This is a genomic window from Dactylosporangium sp. NPDC050688 (genome assembly GCF_040654515.1).
Taxonomy (GTDB): domain Bacteria; phylum Actinomycetota; class Actinomycetes; order Mycobacteriales; family Micromonosporaceae; genus Dactylosporangium.
Map to the genome: position 1 here is coordinate 162,783 of NZ_JBFAIC010000003.1, position 15,004 is coordinate 177,786.

At 73.9% G+C, this 15,004-nt stretch carries 21 protein-coding genes; 7 read left to right on the forward strand and 14 right to left on the reverse strand.

What is annotated here, in order from left to right; all coding sequences use genetic code 11:
• Positions 1–77: 77 nt before the first annotated feature.
• Positions 78–968, reverse strand: a complete 891-nt coding sequence (locus AB0H83_RS04900) for an ROK family protein (protein WP_360086920.1) — start codon at positions 966–968, stop codon at positions 78–80.
• 97 nt (positions 969–1,065) lie between these two features.
• On the opposite strand from AB0H83_RS04900, the gene AB0H83_RS04905 reads away from it, so the two are divergent.
• Entirely contained in the window at positions 1,066–2,325 is a 1,260-nt protein-coding gene (locus AB0H83_RS04905; RefSeq protein ID WP_360086923.1) for an enolase C-terminal domain-like protein, read from the forward strand.
• A 35-nt stretch (positions 2,326–2,360) separates the two neighbouring features.
• Here the strand turns inward: AB0H83_RS04905 and AB0H83_RS04910 are convergent, their stop codons facing one another.
• The 3 genes from AB0H83_RS04910 to AB0H83_RS04920 form a co-directional block, all read right to left on the reverse strand.
• The gene (locus AB0H83_RS04910; protein WP_360086926.1) at positions 2,361–3,029 is read right to left on the reverse strand and encodes a VOC family protein; all 669 of its coding nucleotides are present in this window, start codon (positions 3,027–3,029) and stop codon (positions 2,361–2,363) included.
• A gap of 17 nt (positions 3,030–3,046) precedes the next feature.
• The gene (locus tag AB0H83_RS04915) at positions 3,047–3,238 is read right to left on the reverse strand and encodes a hypothetical protein (protein ID WP_360086929.1); all 192 of its coding nucleotides are present in this window, start codon (positions 3,236–3,238) and stop codon (positions 3,047–3,049) included.
• A 66-nt stretch (positions 3,239–3,304) separates the two neighbouring features.
• On the reverse strand, positions 3,305–3,835 hold the full coding sequence (locus tag AB0H83_RS04920) for a hypothetical protein (RefSeq protein WP_360086932.1): 531 nt from the start codon (positions 3,833–3,835) through the stop codon (positions 3,305–3,307).
• On the opposite strand from AB0H83_RS04920, the gene AB0H83_RS04925 reads away from it, so the two are divergent.
• Positions 3,830–3,964, forward strand: a complete 135-nt coding sequence (locus AB0H83_RS04925; RefSeq protein WP_360086935.1) for a hypothetical protein — start codon at positions 3,830–3,832, stop codon at positions 3,962–3,964. The genes AB0H83_RS04920 and AB0H83_RS04925 overlap by 6 nt on opposite strands.
• A gap of 21 nt (positions 3,965–3,985) precedes the next feature.
• Positions 3,986–4,342, forward strand: a complete 357-nt coding sequence (locus AB0H83_RS04930) for a DUF427 domain-containing protein (protein WP_360086938.1) — start codon at positions 3,986–3,988, stop codon at positions 4,340–4,342.
• 3 nt (positions 4,343–4,345) lie between these two features.
• Here the strand turns inward: AB0H83_RS04930 and AB0H83_RS04935 are convergent, their stop codons facing one another.
• The 3 genes from AB0H83_RS04935 to AB0H83_RS04945 all read right to left on the reverse strand — a co-directional run bounded on the left by AB0H83_RS04935 (position 4,346) and on the right by AB0H83_RS04945 (position 6,134).
• Positions 4,346–5,146, reverse strand: a complete 801-nt coding sequence (locus AB0H83_RS04935) for an SAM-dependent methyltransferase (protein ID WP_360086941.1) — start codon at positions 5,144–5,146, stop codon at positions 4,346–4,348.
• A 26-nt stretch (positions 5,147–5,172) separates the two neighbouring features.
• A complete protein-coding gene (locus AB0H83_RS04940) occupies positions 5,173–5,514 on the reverse strand; it encodes a DUF1330 domain-containing protein (protein WP_360086944.1) in 342 nt (113 codons plus the stop codon).
• A 65-nt stretch (positions 5,515–5,579) separates the two neighbouring features.
• The gene (locus AB0H83_RS04945) at positions 5,580–6,134 is read right to left on the reverse strand and encodes a TetR/AcrR family transcriptional regulator (protein WP_360086947.1); all 555 of its coding nucleotides are present in this window, start codon (positions 6,132–6,134) and stop codon (positions 5,580–5,582) included.
• A gap of 83 nt (positions 6,135–6,217) precedes the next feature.
• Here AB0H83_RS04945 and AB0H83_RS04950 point away from each other — a divergent pair, with 83 nt between their 5' ends.
• From AB0H83_RS04950 to AB0H83_RS04960, 3 genes are read left to right on the forward strand one after another with little or no spacing between them, the layout of a single operon-like run.
• Positions 6,218–6,916, forward strand: a complete 699-nt coding sequence (locus AB0H83_RS04950; RefSeq protein WP_360086950.1) for an SDR family oxidoreductase — start codon at positions 6,218–6,220, stop codon at positions 6,914–6,916.
• Between the two features lie 5 nt (positions 6,917–6,921).
• The gene (locus AB0H83_RS04955) at positions 6,922–7,851 is read left to right on the forward strand and encodes a glutathione S-transferase C-terminal domain-containing protein (RefSeq protein WP_360086953.1); all 930 of its coding nucleotides are present in this window, start codon (positions 6,922–6,924) and stop codon (positions 7,849–7,851) included.
• A gap of 2 nt (positions 7,852–7,853) precedes the next feature.
• The gene (locus AB0H83_RS04960) at positions 7,854–8,585 is read left to right on the forward strand and encodes an SDR family oxidoreductase (protein ID WP_360086956.1); all 732 of its coding nucleotides are present in this window, start codon (positions 7,854–7,856) and stop codon (positions 8,583–8,585) included.
• 142 nt (positions 8,586–8,727) lie between these two features.
• Here AB0H83_RS04960 and AB0H83_RS04965 read toward each other — a convergent pair whose 3' ends face one another.
• The 3 genes from AB0H83_RS04965 to AB0H83_RS04975 all read right to left on the reverse strand — a co-directional run bounded on the left by AB0H83_RS04965 (position 8,728) and on the right by AB0H83_RS04975 (position 11,411).
• Entirely contained in the window at positions 8,728–8,934 is a 207-nt protein-coding gene (locus AB0H83_RS04965) for a hypothetical protein (RefSeq protein ID WP_360086959.1), read from the reverse strand.
• Between the two features lie 71 nt (positions 8,935–9,005).
• Positions 9,006–10,241, reverse strand: coding sequence for an Ig-like domain-containing protein (locus AB0H83_RS04970; protein ID WP_360086962.1), 1,236 nt, complete (start codon positions 10,239–10,241; stop codon positions 9,006–9,008).
• A gap of 117 nt (positions 10,242–10,358) precedes the next feature.
• Positions 10,359–11,411, reverse strand: coding sequence for a serine hydrolase domain-containing protein (locus AB0H83_RS04975; protein WP_360087312.1), 1,053 nt, complete (start codon positions 11,409–11,411; stop codon positions 10,359–10,361).
• 558 nt (positions 11,412–11,969) lie between these two features.
• On the opposite strand from AB0H83_RS04975, the gene AB0H83_RS04980 reads away from it, so the two are divergent.
• Positions 11,970–12,704, forward strand: a complete 735-nt coding sequence (locus AB0H83_RS04980) for an EcsC family protein (protein WP_360086964.1) — start codon at positions 11,970–11,972, stop codon at positions 12,702–12,704.
• Positions 12,705–12,753: 49 nt separating this feature from the next.
• Here the strand turns inward: AB0H83_RS04980 and AB0H83_RS04985 are convergent, their stop codons facing one another.
• From AB0H83_RS04985 to AB0H83_RS05000, 4 genes are all read right to left on the reverse strand, one after another.
• Entirely contained in the window at positions 12,754–13,500 is a 747-nt protein-coding gene (locus tag AB0H83_RS04985) for a class F sortase (RefSeq protein ID WP_360086967.1), read from the reverse strand.
• A gap of 37 nt (positions 13,501–13,537) precedes the next feature.
• Positions 13,538–14,239: a hypothetical protein gene (locus AB0H83_RS04990; RefSeq protein WP_360086970.1), complete on the reverse strand. Its 702-nt coding sequence runs from the start codon at positions 14,237–14,239 to the stop codon at positions 13,538–13,540.
• A 121-nt stretch (positions 14,240–14,360) separates the two neighbouring features.
• Positions 14,361–14,516 (reverse strand): hypothetical protein, encoded by a 156-nt coding sequence (locus AB0H83_RS04995; protein WP_360086973.1) that lies wholly within the window; start codon positions 14,514–14,516, stop codon positions 14,361–14,363.
• Positions 14,517–14,555: 39 nt separating this feature from the next.
• Positions 14,556–14,807, reverse strand: a complete 252-nt coding sequence (locus tag AB0H83_RS05000) for a DUF6343 family protein (RefSeq protein ID WP_360086976.1) — start codon at positions 14,805–14,807, stop codon at positions 14,556–14,558.
• Between the last annotated feature and the right edge of the window lie 197 nt (positions 14,808–15,004).

Sequence of the window (15,004 nt, forward strand, 5' to 3'; positions counted from 1 at the left end):
GCGCAGTCGCGGCCGGGTGGGCGGTGCCGGCCGGGGTCAGTGCGCAGTCGCGGCCGGGTGGGCGGTGCCGGCCGGGGTCAGTACGCCGCTGCGGCCGGGTGGGCGGCGGCCCAGGCCGCCCCCACCAGCGCGGCGTGCTCCGTGTCCGACACCGGCCTGGCCGGCAGCCGCAGCGCCAGCGCCGGCTCGATCAGGTCCCAGGCGCCGGTCATCGACCCGCCGAACACGACCACCTCGGCGCCGAAACGGGTCAGCCACTGCGTCAGCAGCCGCCCGAGCGCGCCGAACGCGGTGTCGATGACGGTCTGCGCGGCGGCGTCCAGCTCGCGGGCCCGGGCGGCGAGGCCGCGCATGCCGTCGACGTCGACGCCGGTGGCCTCCCGGTACGCCCGGATCAGCGCCCGGTCGGACACGACGTCCTCCAGCTCCACCCCGTCGATGGTGCAGAAGTGCACCTCGCCCTCCGGCGGCACGTCGGGGCCGGTGGTGACGACGCTGCCGTCGGCGAGCCACGCCGAGCCGATGCCGGTGCCGAGGGTGATGGCCACGCAGCGGCCCGCGCCCTTGGCGGCGCCGTCGACCCACTCGCCGAGCAGGAACGCGTCGGCGTCGTTGACGAACGTGAACGCGGCCGGGTCGGCGGGGATCGCCGCGGCGAGCGCGGCGCGCAGGTCGACGCCGTGCAGGCTGTCGAACTTGCCGACGCCCTCGTGCCGGGAGACGCCCGTGCGGTAGTCGAACGGGCCCGGCATCGCGATCGCCCAGCGGTCCCCGGGGTCCGCGTCGAGCAGCTTCGCCGCGCCGGCGAGGGCGTCGACGATGCCGTCCGCGTCGAGCGCGGGGTCGAGGGGGTGGCGTCGGCGCTGGATCACCTGCCGGTCGTCCAGCAGCACGCCGGCGGCGGTGACGTGGCTGCCCCCGATCTCGAGGACCCACACCGGCCGGGAGTCTGCTTCGGGCGCGTGCACGGGCGTAACGTTAGCGCACACATGATCGCCGGATCATGAGCGACCGCAGGCACTGGAGGTTTCGCCGTGCACGACCCGAACCGGTTGCTGGGCCCCGGTGGCGGTCTGCCCGAGTCCGTCCCGCCGTGGCCGGCCCGCCGCCGGGCTGCGCATCACCGCGGTCCGCCCGATCGTGACCGCGCCGGAGGGCCTGCCGCTCGTCGTGGTGAAGGTCGAGACGTCGGAGCCGGGGCTCTACGGGCTGGGGTGCGCGACCTTCACGCAGCGCTACGCGGCGGTCGCAGCCGCGGTGGCGGAGCACGTCGGGCCGCTCGCCGTCGGTCGGCACCCGGCCGACATCGAGGACATCACCCGCACGGTGCACTACTCGTCGTACTGGCGCAACGGGCCGGTGCTCAACAACGCCCTGTCGGGGCTGGACCAGGCGCTGTGGGACATCGCGGGCAAGCGCGCCGGGCTGCCGGTCCACGAGCTGCTCGGCGGCCGGGTCCGCGGCGGCGTCGAGGTGTACACACACGCCTCCGGCGCCGGCACCGCCGAGGTGCTCGACGAGGCGGAGCGGCTCATCGCGCTCGGGTACCGCTGCATCCGCCTGCAGCGCGCGGAGCCCGGGCTCGGCAGCTACGGCGCGCCCGGCACCGGCGGGCACTACCCGGACTCGCCGAACCCGGACGGCTGGGACCCGGAGCGCTACCTGCGCGGCACCCCGTCGCTGTTCGCCGCCGCCCGGGAGCGGCTCGGCACCGGCGTGAACCTCATGTACGACGTGCACAGCCGGCTCACCCCGAAGCAGGCGGTGGTCCTGGCGCGGGCGCTGGAGCCGTTCGGACTGTCGTTCCTGGAGGACCCGATCCCGTCGGAGCTGTACGACCGGCTGCCGGAGATCCGCGCCGCCGCGCCCGTGCCCCTCGCGGTGGGGGAGCAGGTCGGCTCGGTCGCGGAGGCGGCCCGGCTCATCCGCGACGGCGGTGTCGACCTCATCCGGCTGCACACGTCCGCGGTCGGCGGCCTCACCCCGACCCGGAAGCTGGCGGCCCTGGCCGAGCTGTGCGGCGTGCGGACCGCGTTCCACTCCCCGGCCGACGTGTCGCCGGTCGGCGTCGCGGCGAACCTCGCCGTCGACATCTCCAGCCACGCGTTCGGCTACCAGGAGTCGCACGAGTACAACGAGGCCACCTACGACGTGTTCCCCGGCTGCCCCGACGTGGTGAAGGGCTACATGTACCCGTCGGAGCGGCCGGGCTGGGGCGTCGATGTCGACGAGGTCGAGGCCGCGAAGTACCCGCCGACGAAGTTCCTGTTCGACCGCTGGGCGGCCGTGGTACGCCGGCCGGACGGGGCGCTGGAAGCGCCGTGAGGGGTCGTGGCCGGCGTCCTCGGTGACCGCGGTCGTCAGTCGCGGCCCTGCCAGGTGGTGACGCAGACCTCGTTGCCCTCGGCGTCGGCGAGGATCCAGTACGCGGGCGCCGCCGCCTCCGACACCAGCACGCCGCCGGCGGCGAGGGCGGCGGCGATCCGGTCGGCGGCCGCGTCGTGCGGGACGCTGATGTCGAGGTGGATCCGGTTGCGCTCGGCGCGCGGCTCGGTCATCTGCTGGAACCACACGGTCGGGCCGAGCCGGTGCGGGTCGGCGACCGCCGCGCCCGGGTCGGTGGCCGCGCCGGGCTCGTCCTCGTAGCCGAGGACCGCCTTCCAGAACGGGCGGACCGCGGGGATGTCGAGGGCGTCGACGGCGATCTCCAGGAGCTGGACGGCGCGCCCGGCCGCCGGGACGGTGGTGAGGCCGGCCTCGCGCAGCGCCGCGGTCAGGGCCCGGGCGAGCGCGATGTCCCGCTCGCCGGGCCGGCCCGCGCCGATCGTCTGCAGGCTCAGGTGTACGTGGTCGGCGCGCAGGTCGAGCCACAGGTGCCCGTCGGCGTCCTCGCCGGCGGCGGCCGCGCACCGGGCCGCGACCTGCGCCGCCTGCCCGACGGAGCCGACCGGCACCGTTGTCATGAGAGTGCCGAGGACGTACCGCCATCCGACGTCGAACACCGCGTCGCTGATCTCCCGCCGATTCATCCGACAGAATGTAGTCCCTACACGTAGATGTCGACGCCCCTGCCGTCGGAGACGCTGTTGGCCACGGCGGTGTTGTGCCGGCTGCCCATGAGCGCGCCCAGCGTGTCGGCCTGGGCGTTGACCTGCGCCTGTGCGGCGGCCGGGTCGACGCCGCGGCCGGCGGGCGGGACGCTGAAGGTGATGGACGAGGCGATCTGGCCGACGTTCATGCGTGCTCCTCCGCTCGGCGGGCCGGTCGTGTCCCCATCGGCACCGCCGCCGGGGACCTGAAGGGTTTACGCCGGGCGGCCCAGCCGCCACTGGGTCAGCAGCCCGGCCGCCGCCGCGGCGAGGATCGCGGCGCCGTAGAGCACGACCGTGGTGAGCAGGCCGAGCGGGGCGACGAGCTGCCCGGCGACGATCGCCGGCAGCCCGAAGGACAGGTACGCGACGAGGAACACCGCGGCGAACAGCCCGGCCCGCTGGTGGCTCTCGGCGAGGGGACCGACGGCGCGCAGCGCCCCGGAGAACGTGGCGCCGAACCCGGCCCCGCCGACGATCCCGCCGGCCCACACCAGGGGCAGCGTGACGGTGCCGATGCCGGTGAGCACGACCGCGGCGCCGAGCAGCACGGCGGCGCCGCCGAACTGGATGGTGCGGCGCGGGTGCTGGCGGCCCAGCACGTACCCGGCAACGGCGGCCGACGCGGGCGGCAGGAACGCGGTGGCGCCGTTGAGCAGGCCGCTGTCGAGGTGGAAGATGTCGCGCACGATCGTCGGGGCGAGCCCCATGAACAGGCCCGCGAACATCCAGCTGGCCAGGTGCACGGGGATCGCGGCGGTGAACTCGCGCCGGGCGGCGCGGGGGACCGTGACGCGGTCCTGCCCTGGACCCTGACCCCGGACCTGGCGCGGCGCTGCGTCGACCGGCTGCTCGCCGACCGGCCGGTCACCTGAGAGCGAGCTAGCGTCGGGGTTATGAAGATCCCAGGGCCCGACCACCCGATCACCGTCACCCCGACCGACCGCCGTGTCACCGTCCGCGTCGACGGGGTCACCGTCGCCGACAGCACCGACGCGCTGACGCTGCAGGAGTCGACCTACCCGCCGGTGTACTACCTGCCGCTCGACGACGTGGACCAGTCGCTGCTGCGCCGCACGGAGCACTCGACGCACTGCCCGTACAAGGGCGACGCCTCCTACTACAGCGTCGTCACCGCGGACCGCGAGCTCACCAACGTGATCTGGACCTACGAGACGCCCTACCCGGCCGTCGAGCCGATCGCGAAGCGGGTCGCCTTCTACACCAACCAGGTCGACCTGACTGTCGAGTAGTCGTCACGGCATCTGGCCGACGGCGGCGTAGACCGAGACGTCGGCCGGGGTGAGCGACGGGTCGGGGTCGTCGGGGCGCCACTCGTGGGCCGCGACGACACCCGGCTCCACCAGCTGCAGCCCGTCGAACAGGGCGCCGAACTCCGTGCGGGTCCGGGGCCAGATGTCGGTCTGGCCGGCGGCGAGCATCCGGTCGTACACCTCGGCGATCTGCGGCGGCAGGAAGTCCTTGGTGGCGTTGCTGGCCACCAGGTAGCTGCCCCGGGGCAGGGCCGCCAGCAGCTCGCGCACGATCGGCTGGGCGGCGCCCTCGCCGTGGATGAAGTGCAGCACGGCGACGAGCATCAGGCCGACCGGCTGGGTGAAGTCCAGCGTGGCGCGCAGGTCCGGGTGGGCCAGGATGTGCCCCGGGTCGCGCAGGTCCGCCTCCAGGTAGGCGGTGGCGCCCTCCGGGGCACTGGTCAGCAGTGCCCGGGCGTGGACCATGACCATCGGGTCGTTGTCGACATACACCACCCGCGCCGACGGGGCGATCGCCTGGGCGACCTCGTGGGTGTTGCCGGCCGTGGGCAGACCCGTGCCGATGTCCAGGAACTGGCGGATGCCGGCCTCGCCGGCGAGGAACCGGACGGCACGGCCGAGGAAGCGCCGGTTCTCCCGGGCCGCGATCGGCGCGCTGGGCCAGGCCGCGGCGATGGCGTCGGCGGAGGCCCGGTCGGCGGCGAAGTTGTCCTTGCCGCCGAGCCAGTAGTTGTACCGCCGGGCCGGGTGCGCGACGCTGGTGTCGATTCGATCCACGGACACGCGACAAACTGTATACGCCGGATCAATCAGGGACGCGAGGCGCGGATCGCGGCGGCCATCTTCGCCGGGTCGTGGCCGGGGCGCACGCCGTCGAACAGGATCGCCGAGCCCGCGATGTGGTCGGTGCGCAGTGGCAGGATCGCCTGGTAGGCGGGGGAGTCGTACCAGGCGCGGACCGCGTCCTTGTCGGGGAACGCGATGAGCACGACCGTGCCGGGCCACTCGCCCTCGCGGACCTCGACGTCCGGGCCGTGGGCGAGGAACGTGCCGCCGAACGGGTCGAGGGTCGCCTGGATGCGCTCCAGGTAGACCAGGACGTCCTCGTGCAGGTTCGGGGTGTGCAGGTGGGCCAGTGCGTATGCCGTCATGCCGGTGATCCTCGCCGGTGGGCCGTAACCGTGTCGATGACCTGCGAGGTAATGGCCGGCGTCCGTCAGGTGGCGGCGTCCAGCAGCATGGCGGCGGTGCGGGTGGCGACGCCGTCGATGCCGCCGCCGCGCATGACGGCGCGGACCGAGGCGCCGTCGAACAGCATCAGCAGCTGCGTGCCGAGCTGCCCCGGGTCGCGGGCGCCGAGCAGGGCCGCCTGCCGCTGGAAGTACGCCTCCAGCTGCTGCTTGAACTCCCACGCGACCCGGCTGGCCTGGTGTGACGCGTCGTGCAGCTCGATCGTGGTGTTGGCGAACGGGCAGCCGTGGAAGCCCGGCGTGCCGGCCTGCTCCTCCAGCACGTCGAAGACGTGCAGGACGCGCTCGCGCGGGCCGAGCTCGGCGTCCGCCGGCGCGAAGTAGTGCGCGACGGTCGCCGGGCCGTGCACTCGCAGCGCCTCGGCGACCAGGTCGTCCTTGGTGGCGAACAGCTGGTACATCGACCGCTTCGACACCCCGGCGGTCTGGCACAGGCGCTCGACGCCGACCGCGCCGACGCCCTCGGCATAGAACAGGTCGGCGGCGGCGCGCAAGAGACGGTCACGTGTAGGGGAGGTCACACGCCAATGATAAACCGATCGGTTTATGGTTGCGGGGCAGCCGGAAACCGATCGGTTTTCGGTCCTGAGCGGAGGAGCCCGACATGGATCTCAAGCAGGCGGTCGTCCTGGTCACCGGCGGCAACCGGGGCATCGGCAAGGCCCTCGCGGCGGAGGCGGTCGCCCGCGGCGCCCGCAAGGTGTACGCCGCCGCCCGCGACCCGCGCACGGTCACCGCGCCGGACGTGCACGCCGTCGCCCTCGACGTCACCGACCCCGAGTCGGCCCGCCGTGCCGCGGAGCAGACCGGCGACGTCACGGTCCTGATCAACAACGCCGGCATCTACGTCGGCGCGAGCCTGCTCACCGGCGACCTCGACGAGGTGCGCCGCGAGTTCGAGACCAACTTCTACGGCCCCATCCAGGTGACCCGCGCGTTCGTGCCCCAGCTGCTCGCCAACGGCGGCGGCCGGATCGTCAACGTGCACTCCGCGCTGTCCTGGGTCGCGCTCGGGCGGTCGTACAGCACCACCAAGGCGGCCCTGTGGTCGGCCAGCGACGCGCTGCGCCTCGAGCTCGCCCCGCAGGGCATCGGCGTCACCGGCCTGCACGTCGGCTACGTCGACACCGACATGACCGCCGCGGTCACCGCGCCGAAGATCAGCCCCGAGGCGGTCGCCGCGCAGCTCTTCGACGCGGTCGAGCAGGACCGCGACGAGGTCCTCGCCGACGACGCGTCCCGCGGCGCCAAGCGGTCTCTCACCGCGGACCCGGCGCAGCGGTACGCGGCGGTGGCAGGATAGGACGCATGGGTGCCTACCGGTCGACCGGCGAATTCCAGCGGGACCAGCGCTACATCACGACCCGCATCACCGCCGACGGCCGCGACGGCTACCCGGTCGAGCCCGGCCGCTACCGCCTGGTGGTGAGCCGGGCCTGCCCCTGGGCCAGCCGGGCGATCATCGTCCGGGAGCTGCTCGGGCTGCAGGACGTGCTGTCGATGGGCGTCTGCGGCCCCACTCACGACCAGCGCAGCTGGACGTTCGACCTCGACCCCGGCGGCCGCGACCCGGTGCTGGGCATCGAGCGCATCCAGGACGCGTATTTCGCGCGGTTCCCCGGGTACGAGCGCGGCATCACCGTGCCGTGCGTGGTGGACGTCACCACCGGCCAGGTCGTCACCAACGACTACGCCCAGATCACCCTCGACCTGTCCACCGAGTGGACCGAGTTCCACCGGCCCGGTGCGCCGCAGCTGTACCCGGAGCACCTGCGCGCCGAGATCGACGAGGTCAACGACGTCGTCTTCCGCGACGTCAACAACGGCGTCTACCGGGCCGGGTTCGCCGGCACGCAGGAGGCGTACTCGTCCGCCTACGAGCGGCTGTTCGACCGGCTCGACTGGCTGTCGCAGCGGCTGTCGACCCGCCGGTACCTCGTCGGCGGCCAGCTCACCGAGGCCGACATCCGGCTGTTCACCACCCTGGTCAGGTTCGACGCGGTGTACCACGGCCACTTCAAGTGCAACCGTCACAAGCTCACCGAGCTGCCCGTGCTGTGGGACTACGCCCGCGACCTGTTCCAGACCCCGGGCTTCGGCGACACGGTGGACTTCGAGCACATCAAGCGGCACTACTACGAGGTCCACCGCGACATCAACCCGTCGGGCGTCGTCCCGCTCGGCCCCGACCTTTCCGGTTGGCAGCTGCCGCACTCCCGCGCGGACCTACCATCGTGACCGTGGACCTCGTCACTGTCGTCACCGGGGGCAGCCGCGGTATCGGCGCCGCGACCGCCGAGCGCCTGGCCGCCGACGGGCACCGCGTCGCCGTCGGGTACCAGCACGCCGCCGAGGCGGCCGAGGCGGTCGTCGCCGCGATCACCGGCGCCGGCGGGGCCGCCGTCGCCGTGCGGGCCGACACCGCCGTCGAGGAGGACGTCGCGCGGCTCTTCGCGACCGCCGCCACCGAGCTCGGCCCGGTCACCGGCCTGGTCAACAACGCCGGCACCACCTCCACGATCGGCCCGTTCGCCGAGCTGGCCACCGCCGACCTGCGCCGGGTCGTGGACGTCAACATCATCGGCGCGTTCCTGTGCGCCCGCGAGGCGGCCCGGGTCCTGCCCCGCGGCGGCGCCGTCGTCAACGTCTCCTCCGCCGCCGCGACGCTCGGCAGCCCCGGGGAGTACATCCACTACGCCGCCAGCAAGGCCGCCCTCGACACGCTCACGATCGGCCTGTCGAAGGAGCTCGGCCCGGCCGGCATCCGGGTCAACGGCGTCGCCCCCGGCATCATCCGCACCGAGATCCACGCCGTGTCCGGCGACCCGGGCCGCGCCGAACGGGCCGGCCCCGGCGCCCCGCTCGGCCGCCCCGGCGAGCCGGCCGAGGTCGCCGAGGCGATCGCGTGGCTGTTGAGCCCCGCGGCGTCGTACACGACCGGCACGATCCTGCGGGTGGCCGGCGGCCGGTAACCGTGGCGGGACCGCGTCGAGGTCGTCGACCATGACCCGGCGTGGCGTGGTCCGGCGTGGCATGGTCCGTCGTGGTCCGTCGTGGTGGCGGCCGTTGCGGCTGATGTACCGGCCGGCGCGAGGTCGGTCCGGTGTGCGGTGGTCAGCGTTCGTGCAGGGTGTCGATGTCGGCGCCCTGGTCGAGCAGGTAGCGCACGGCCCGGTCGAGGTCGGCCTGCCGCAGCACGAGCGCGCCCACCCTGGTCCGGCGGTTGTTCTGGGCGCCGCGGTCGTACACGTCGACGCCTCTCGCCCGGACCTCCAGCCGCCACCGCCCGTCCCCGGTGACGAGCACCCGCATCCCCCGCACCGCATGATTCTCGGCGCCGCATCGCGGCTGTGACCGACATTTCCGGAAAATCGGAAAAGGGAGCGGGTGGGTCACCACTCGGCGTACGGGACGTTCCAGTCGCCCAGGCCGTCGGTGAGGGTCAGCTGCTTCGGGGTGTTGCGGACCTCGACGACGTCGCCGACGTCGAAGGTGTCGTAGAACCACTTCGCGTGGTCCGGGGCGATGTTGATGCAGCCGTGCGAGGTGTTCTCCTTGCCGTGCTTGGGGATGTTCCAGTCGGCGAGGTGCACGTACTCGCCCGAGAGGGAGATGCGGCAGGCGAGCCGGATCTTCTCCTCGTAGTAGTTCGGGTCGTTCTTGTTGGTCACGCCGTAGCTGGCGGAGCTCATGGTGACGAGGGGTTCCTTCGTCATCAGCACGTGCACGCCGCTGGCGGTCAGGTAGTCGATCTTCTCGCCCTTGGAGCCGATGGCGCCCTTGCCTCCCTTGCCCATGCTGCAGGGGATCTTGCGTACCATCTGGCCGTCGACGTAGCACTCCATCTGCTTGGTGGTGGAGTCGGCGATCGCGATGCGGGACTTGCCGATGGAGAAGCTCGCCGAGGCGTTGCCGCCGCCGTACACACCCTTGCCGATGTCGACGCCGAGCAGGTTGGCGCTGACCTTGACGGTGGTGCCGGGGGTCCAGTACTTCTCGGGGCGCCAGTGCGCGCTCTGGCTGCTGACCCAGTGCCATTTGCCCTCGACGGCGGGCGACGTGGTGACCTGCATCGCCTGCTCGACGGCGTCCTTGTTGGTGACGGCCTTGTTGAAGAAGACGATGACGGGCTGGCCGACACCGTACGTGCCGCCGTTCTTCAACGCGAGCATCGGGTTGGCCTGGAACGTGATCGACACGGTGCCGGCAGGCTTCAGCGTGGTGAAGGTCGCGGTCTGGTTCACCGCGGTGCCGGCGGTGTCGACGCCGGTGACCGTGACGGTGTACGTCTGGCCGTACGCGAGCGTGCCCGTGGACTGCCAGTTGTGCTTGTCCTCGGCAAGTGTGCCGGCCAGGGTCTTGGTGCCGGCGGCGACCGCGACGGACTCGAGGGTGCCGTTTTCGATCGCCACGGTGACCGGGCTGGACGGGGCGACGTCCTTGCTGTCCGCGGCGGGCGTGATGGTGAGCTTCGCCGGCTGCGGGCCGCCGCCACCCTCGCCGCCGGTCGTGCCCGCGGCCGCGCCGGTCTTCTTGCCCCCGTCGGAGCAACCGGTCAGCACGGCGGCTCCGGCGATCCCGGCGGCGACCCCCGCACCGGTGGCCAGCATCCTTCGACGACTCAGCATGATCTGCACCCTCCCCGTGGCGAACGCTACCCACACGAAGACGTCTCGCAAAACCCTCCGCGTTGCACCCGCGCCGGGAAACTCAACGGACAATTGCCGCGAATATGGGCGATGCGCTCAGCCGCGGGCGGCCAGCGCGGCCTCGACGGCGTCGTACATGGCGCTGCCGCGGTCGTGGTCGCCGAGGCGGCGGGTGACGTAGGCGAGGGTGTACCCGATGGCCGCATCAGTGCCGGCGGACGAGCCGCCGATGCCGCCCATGCCGAACCAGGCGCCGTCGCGGCGCCAGCCGAGGGTCCAGGTCGCGTCCTCCTCCAGCAGCCGGTCGAAGCCGACCGCCTGCGGGCCGGTCGCCTCCGCCAGCAGCGGCGCGGGCAGCAGCTCGGGCAGGCGGGTGTAGGAGGCGGCCAAGCCGCGCGCGGTGGCGTGGCAGTTCACCGCGGGCAGCTCGCCGCCGCGCCACAGCGGGCCGTTGACGACCTCGGTGGCGAGCAGGGCGGCCGGGCCGAGCGCCCGGGACCACAGCTCGCCGTGGCCCTGCAGCTGCCGCTGCGGCCAGTCGGGGGTGGCGTGCTCCACCTCGGCGCAGCGCCGCTGCTCCGCCTCCGGCAGTCCGAAGTGGACGTCCAGGCCGAACGTGCGCACGACCTCGCCGACCGTCTCGCCGGTGGCGCCGCGCAGGATCTCACCGAGGATGGTGCCGTACGTGAGCGCGTGCTCACCGAAGGCCGTGCCCGGCTCCCACTCGAGGGGCGTCGCCGCGATCGCCGCCGCGAACCGTGATGCATCTAGAATTTCGGAAATATCCGAAACGCGGGCGGCGGGTATCCCTGCCTGATGGGCGAGGGCGTGCCGGACCGTCGCCCCGGGGTGCGGGAACGCCGGCCAGTACGCCGCGATCGGCGTGTCCAGGTCGATCCGCCCGTCGGCGACCCGGCGCAGCACGGCGAGCGCGGCGACCGGCTTGCCCGCGGAGAACACCGTCGCCAGCGTGTCCGCCTGCCACGGCCGGGTCCGCGCGGCATCGGCCCAGCCGCCCCACAGGTCCACGACCAGGGTGCCACCCGCGTACGCCGCGACCGACGCCCCTGTCTCCGCCCCGGAGGCGAACAGCTTCTCGAACGTCGCACGGACGGCCTCGAACCCGGGCGCGACGCTGCCCTGCACCATGTCTGCCACGCGCCGCACCCTACCGGCGCCCCGCCCGCCGCCGCAGGCAGTTTCTGGCCGGTTCAGGGCCTGCCGGTCGCCGCAGCGACGGGTGCGGATCGGTCGCTGATCTGTCGTGGGGTTGTGGGGATCTCCTACAGTCTCTGTGTGACCGACGTGCCGCAGCCGAGCCCCGACCACGCCGACCAGGGGCCGCAGCGCACCCCGGGCACCACCGAACCGTCGCCCCTGTGGCCCGGCCAGGCGCACACAGCGCCCGGGGCCGGCCAGGCGCACGCAGCGCCGGGGGAAGGCCGGCCGCCGTCCGCAGGCGGGGTCGCTCAGCCGCCGCTCGCGCCGCCTGTCGCGGCGTCCGTGCCCGGGGCCGGTCAGTCGCCGTCCGCGCCACCCGCTGCCCCTTTCGCGCCGTCCGTCCCGGCGGTTGCGTTGTCTGCCCCGCCTGTTGCGCCATCCGCCCCGCCGGCCGCGCCGCCGTCGGCACCGTACGTGGCGCCCGTGTCCGGAGCCGGTCAGGCGCCGCCGGTCTGGCCCGGGCAGGGGTCCGCAGGATCCAGTGAGGTGCCGGGCGCCGGTACAGTTCCGCCGTCGCCGGACGGGGTCGACGACGGTCCGCCGCCCGGGCTGTGGCAGAAGATGCGCGCCGACCCCGAGTACGCGCCCGAGCACCTCGCGATCGAGGCCGTCACCAGGATCGGCCCGAAGATGGTCATCGAGCTGCAGAAGCTGCGCGCCATGAACCCCGGGGCGCCGCCGGACGCGCTCGCCAGCATGGTGGTCTACCGGTACACCAACCACGCGCGGCTGTCCGGTGCGGTGTCCGGTGCCGTCGGCCTGGCCGGCGCGGTCCTCGACGTCGGGGTCCTGGCCTGGACGCAGGCGAAGATGGTGCTGCTCATCGCCGTCATCTACGGGCGCAACCCGGCCGACCCCGAGCGGGCGATCGAACTGCTCGTGCTGCAGGGCGTGCACAAGTACACCGACACGGCCCGCGCCGCGCTGCAGGTCGCGCGGGGGCGGCAGGGAATCGAGACGCTGCTGCCGGACAAGCGCCGGCCGGTGAACCAGATGCTGATGCGTCTCGGCCTGAAGCTCGCGCAGATGGCCGGCATCCGCGCCGCGAAGCGCATCTTCGCCAAGCTCGTCCCGGGCGCCGCGATCATCCTCGGCAGCTTCGCCAACGCCGGCGCCACGAAGGCGCTCGCGAAGAAGGCGATCGAGCTGTACGGCCGGCCCCAGCTGCCGGCGCAGCGCCCCCCGATGCAGCTGCCGAGCGGCGACCCCCGCAAACCCTGACGGACCGCGTACCCCCGGCCGGACCGCCTGCAGACCCTAGGGCACGCCCTCACATGGTCCGCAGGAGCGTCGCGAAGACGACGACGTTGCCGCGGTACGACCGCTGCAACCGGTCGAACGTGCCGCCGCAGGTGACCAGCCGCAGCACCGGCCGGTCGGTGGCGCCGTAGACCTCGTCGGACGGGAACTGCGACTTCGGGTACTGCGCGACCCGCTGCACGCCGAACACCGCGGTCCTGCCGTCGGCCCGGCGCACGCTGACCTCGTCCCCGGGCCGCAGGTCCCGCAGCTGGTAGAACACCGCCGGTCCGTCCCTGGCCGTGTCGACGTGGCCGAGGATCACCGCCGGCCCGGCCTCTCCGGGCGTGGCCAGGTACCGGTACCACCCGGCGGGCGCCCCGGCCCGCAGCGGCGGCACCGCGATCGTGCCGTCGCCGTTGAGCCCGAGCTCCATCAGCGCCGTGCTGACCCCGATCGCCGGAATCTCCAGGTGTACGGGCACCGACGCCCCCATCCCCGCCTCCGGCGTGCCGGTGGTGCTGCCCACGCGGACGGCGGGCGCGGGCGCCGGCGGCCCGAGGGGTTCCTGCGTGGCGGCCTGCGGTCCGGCGGCGCGCAGCGCGTCGTCGCGGCGCTGCGGCTGCTCGGCCGGCGCGGCGCCGATCAGCACGAACGCGAGCCCGGCGACCGCGCAGACCGCGGCCACGGCGTCGAGCGCCCGCCGCCGCTGCCGCGGTGCCATCGCGTCGATGCGGTCCCGCACCCGGGCCACGAGCCTCGTCCCGGCTCCGGGCATCGTGGTACGGGGCGTCGCGGCAGGCGTCGGCTCCACGTCAGTGCCAGCGGGCGCCGGGACGCAGGCGGAACACGACGAGCGCCGCGGCGGCCAGGAGCAGCGCGATGCCGGTGCCGGCCAGGAGCGGGTTGCGCATGCCGAGGCCGCCACCGCCGCCGGTGCCCGGCGCGCCGCTCGGCGTCAGAGGGGCGGCGGTGGCCGTCGCGCCGGACACGCCCGCGGAGCTGCCGGTGCCGGCAGAGCTGCCGCCGCCCGCCGCGCCGCTGGCACCACCCGCCGCGCCCGCCGAGGATCCGCCGCCCGCCGCGCCGGCGGATGACCCGCCAGCGGTTGGCCCGCCGGTGGGGGTCGCGCCGGTCGGGGCGCCGCCGGGGGCTGACGTGCGGCCTGCCGCGCCGCCCGCGCCCGTCGAGGAGCCGGTCGCGCCGCCGGTCGAGGTGCCGCCGGGAGCAGCCGTCCGGCCGGCGTTACCGGAAGCGGCCGATCCACCCGAAGCGCCTGATCCACCCGAAGCGTTCGGGCCGCCCGAGGCTCCCGGGGCGCCGGCGCCGGGGCGGCCGGTGGGGGAAGCGGTGCCGGTGGCGCCGGGGGCGGCGCCGTTACGGCCGGGGCGGGTCGCGGCGCAGTACGACAGCAGCAGCACCAGCAGGACCAGGAGCGCGACCGCAACGACCGCGGCCACCATGCGACGCTCGACCGGGGTGCGCCGCGCGTGTGCTCGCCTCACGGGTTCGGACATCGGCCATCCCTGGCGTGAACGGGGGGTCACGGTGTGGAGAGGTGGTACCCAACCGTCAGCCTGGCATAACCGCCGGTCGATAGCACCTGTCAGCCCGAACGTGGGCGAGCCGCGCCGACGCTCAGCCGGCGGTCTCCGGCGCGCGGCGCGCCGCCCGGACCGCCGGGGCGGCGCCGGTCCGGCGGTCCCACAGCAGCAGCAACCCGACAGCGGCCCGCAGCGCGACGGCGCCGGCCAGCACCCACACGATCCACGACATGCCGGGATACATGCCCACCCGGTCGATGTGCCAACCAGAAAAGAACGGCCGGACGGGCTACTCGAACAGCGAATGGTGGCCGCCGCGTGCCCGGCGGCGGCGCTGCACGACGACCAGGTCGACCACGGCGACCGCGGCGAGCAGCACGAACAGCCACGCCGGCAGGGGCAGGCCGGCGCGGAACAGCAGCACCGCGAAGACGACGGACATGACCAGCCCGAAGGTGGCCAGGACGAGCCGCAGGTTCAGGGCGCTGTACGGGTGCCCGACGGTACCTCGCCGCCGGGGCGGTTGCGCGTCGAGAGGCATACGGATCCCGTACCCCCGCCGGGTCGCCGTCGAACAAAAGAACGCGGTCGAACGGGAACACCGGCAGCTTGGATCTCGAGGCCCTTGATCGAAGGCGCGGGGTGGTCGCCCGGATGGCCGCTCCGCTCCTTCGATCATGGGCGGGGCGGTCGGGGGTGAGGGCGGCCGGTACCGTGTCGGCGTGCCAGGACGTGATC

Bases quoted from the DNA above. Each gene is read 5' to 3' on its own strand.
- AB0H83_RS04910 (WP_360086926.1), bottom strand. From the start codon at position 3,029: ATGAATCGGCGGGAGATCAGCGACGCGGTGTTCGACGTCGGATGGCGG.
- AB0H83_RS04915 (WP_360086929.1), bottom strand. From the start codon at position 3,238: ATGAACGTCGGCCAGATCGCCTCGTCCATCACCTTCAGCGTCCCGCCC.
- AB0H83_RS04930 (WP_360086938.1), top strand. From the start codon at position 3,986: ATGAAGATCCCAGGGCCCGACCACCCGATCACCGTCACCCCGACCGAC.
- AB0H83_RS04940 (WP_360086944.1), bottom strand. From the start codon at position 5,514: ATGACGGCATACGCACTGGCCCACCTGCACACCCCGAACCTGCACGAG.
- AB0H83_RS04950 (WP_360086950.1), top strand. From the start codon at position 6,218: ATGGATCTCAAGCAGGCGGTCGTCCTGGTCACCGGCGGCAACCGGGGC.
- AB0H83_RS04955 (WP_360086953.1), top strand. From the start codon at position 6,922: ATGGGTGCCTACCGGTCGACCGGCGAATTCCAGCGGGACCAGCGCTAC.
- AB0H83_RS04970 (WP_360086962.1), bottom strand. From the start codon at position 10,241: ATGCTGAGTCGTCGAAGGATGCTGGCCACCGGTGCGGGGGTCGCCGCC.
- AB0H83_RS04975 (WP_360087312.1), bottom strand. From the start codon at position 11,411: ATGGTGCAGGGCAGCGTCGCGCCCGGGTTCGAGGCCGTCCGTGCGACG.
- AB0H83_RS04985 (WP_360086967.1), bottom strand. From the start codon at position 13,500: ATGCCCGGAGCCGGGACGAGGCTCGTGGCCCGGGTGCGGGACCGCATC.
- AB0H83_RS04990 (WP_360086970.1), bottom strand. From the start codon at position 14,239: ATGTCCGAACCCGTGAGGCGAGCACACGCGCGGCGCACCCCGGTCGAG.
- AB0H83_RS05000 (WP_360086976.1), bottom strand. From the start codon at position 14,807: ATGCCTCTCGACGCGCAACCGCCCCGGCGGCGAGGTACCGTCGGGCAC.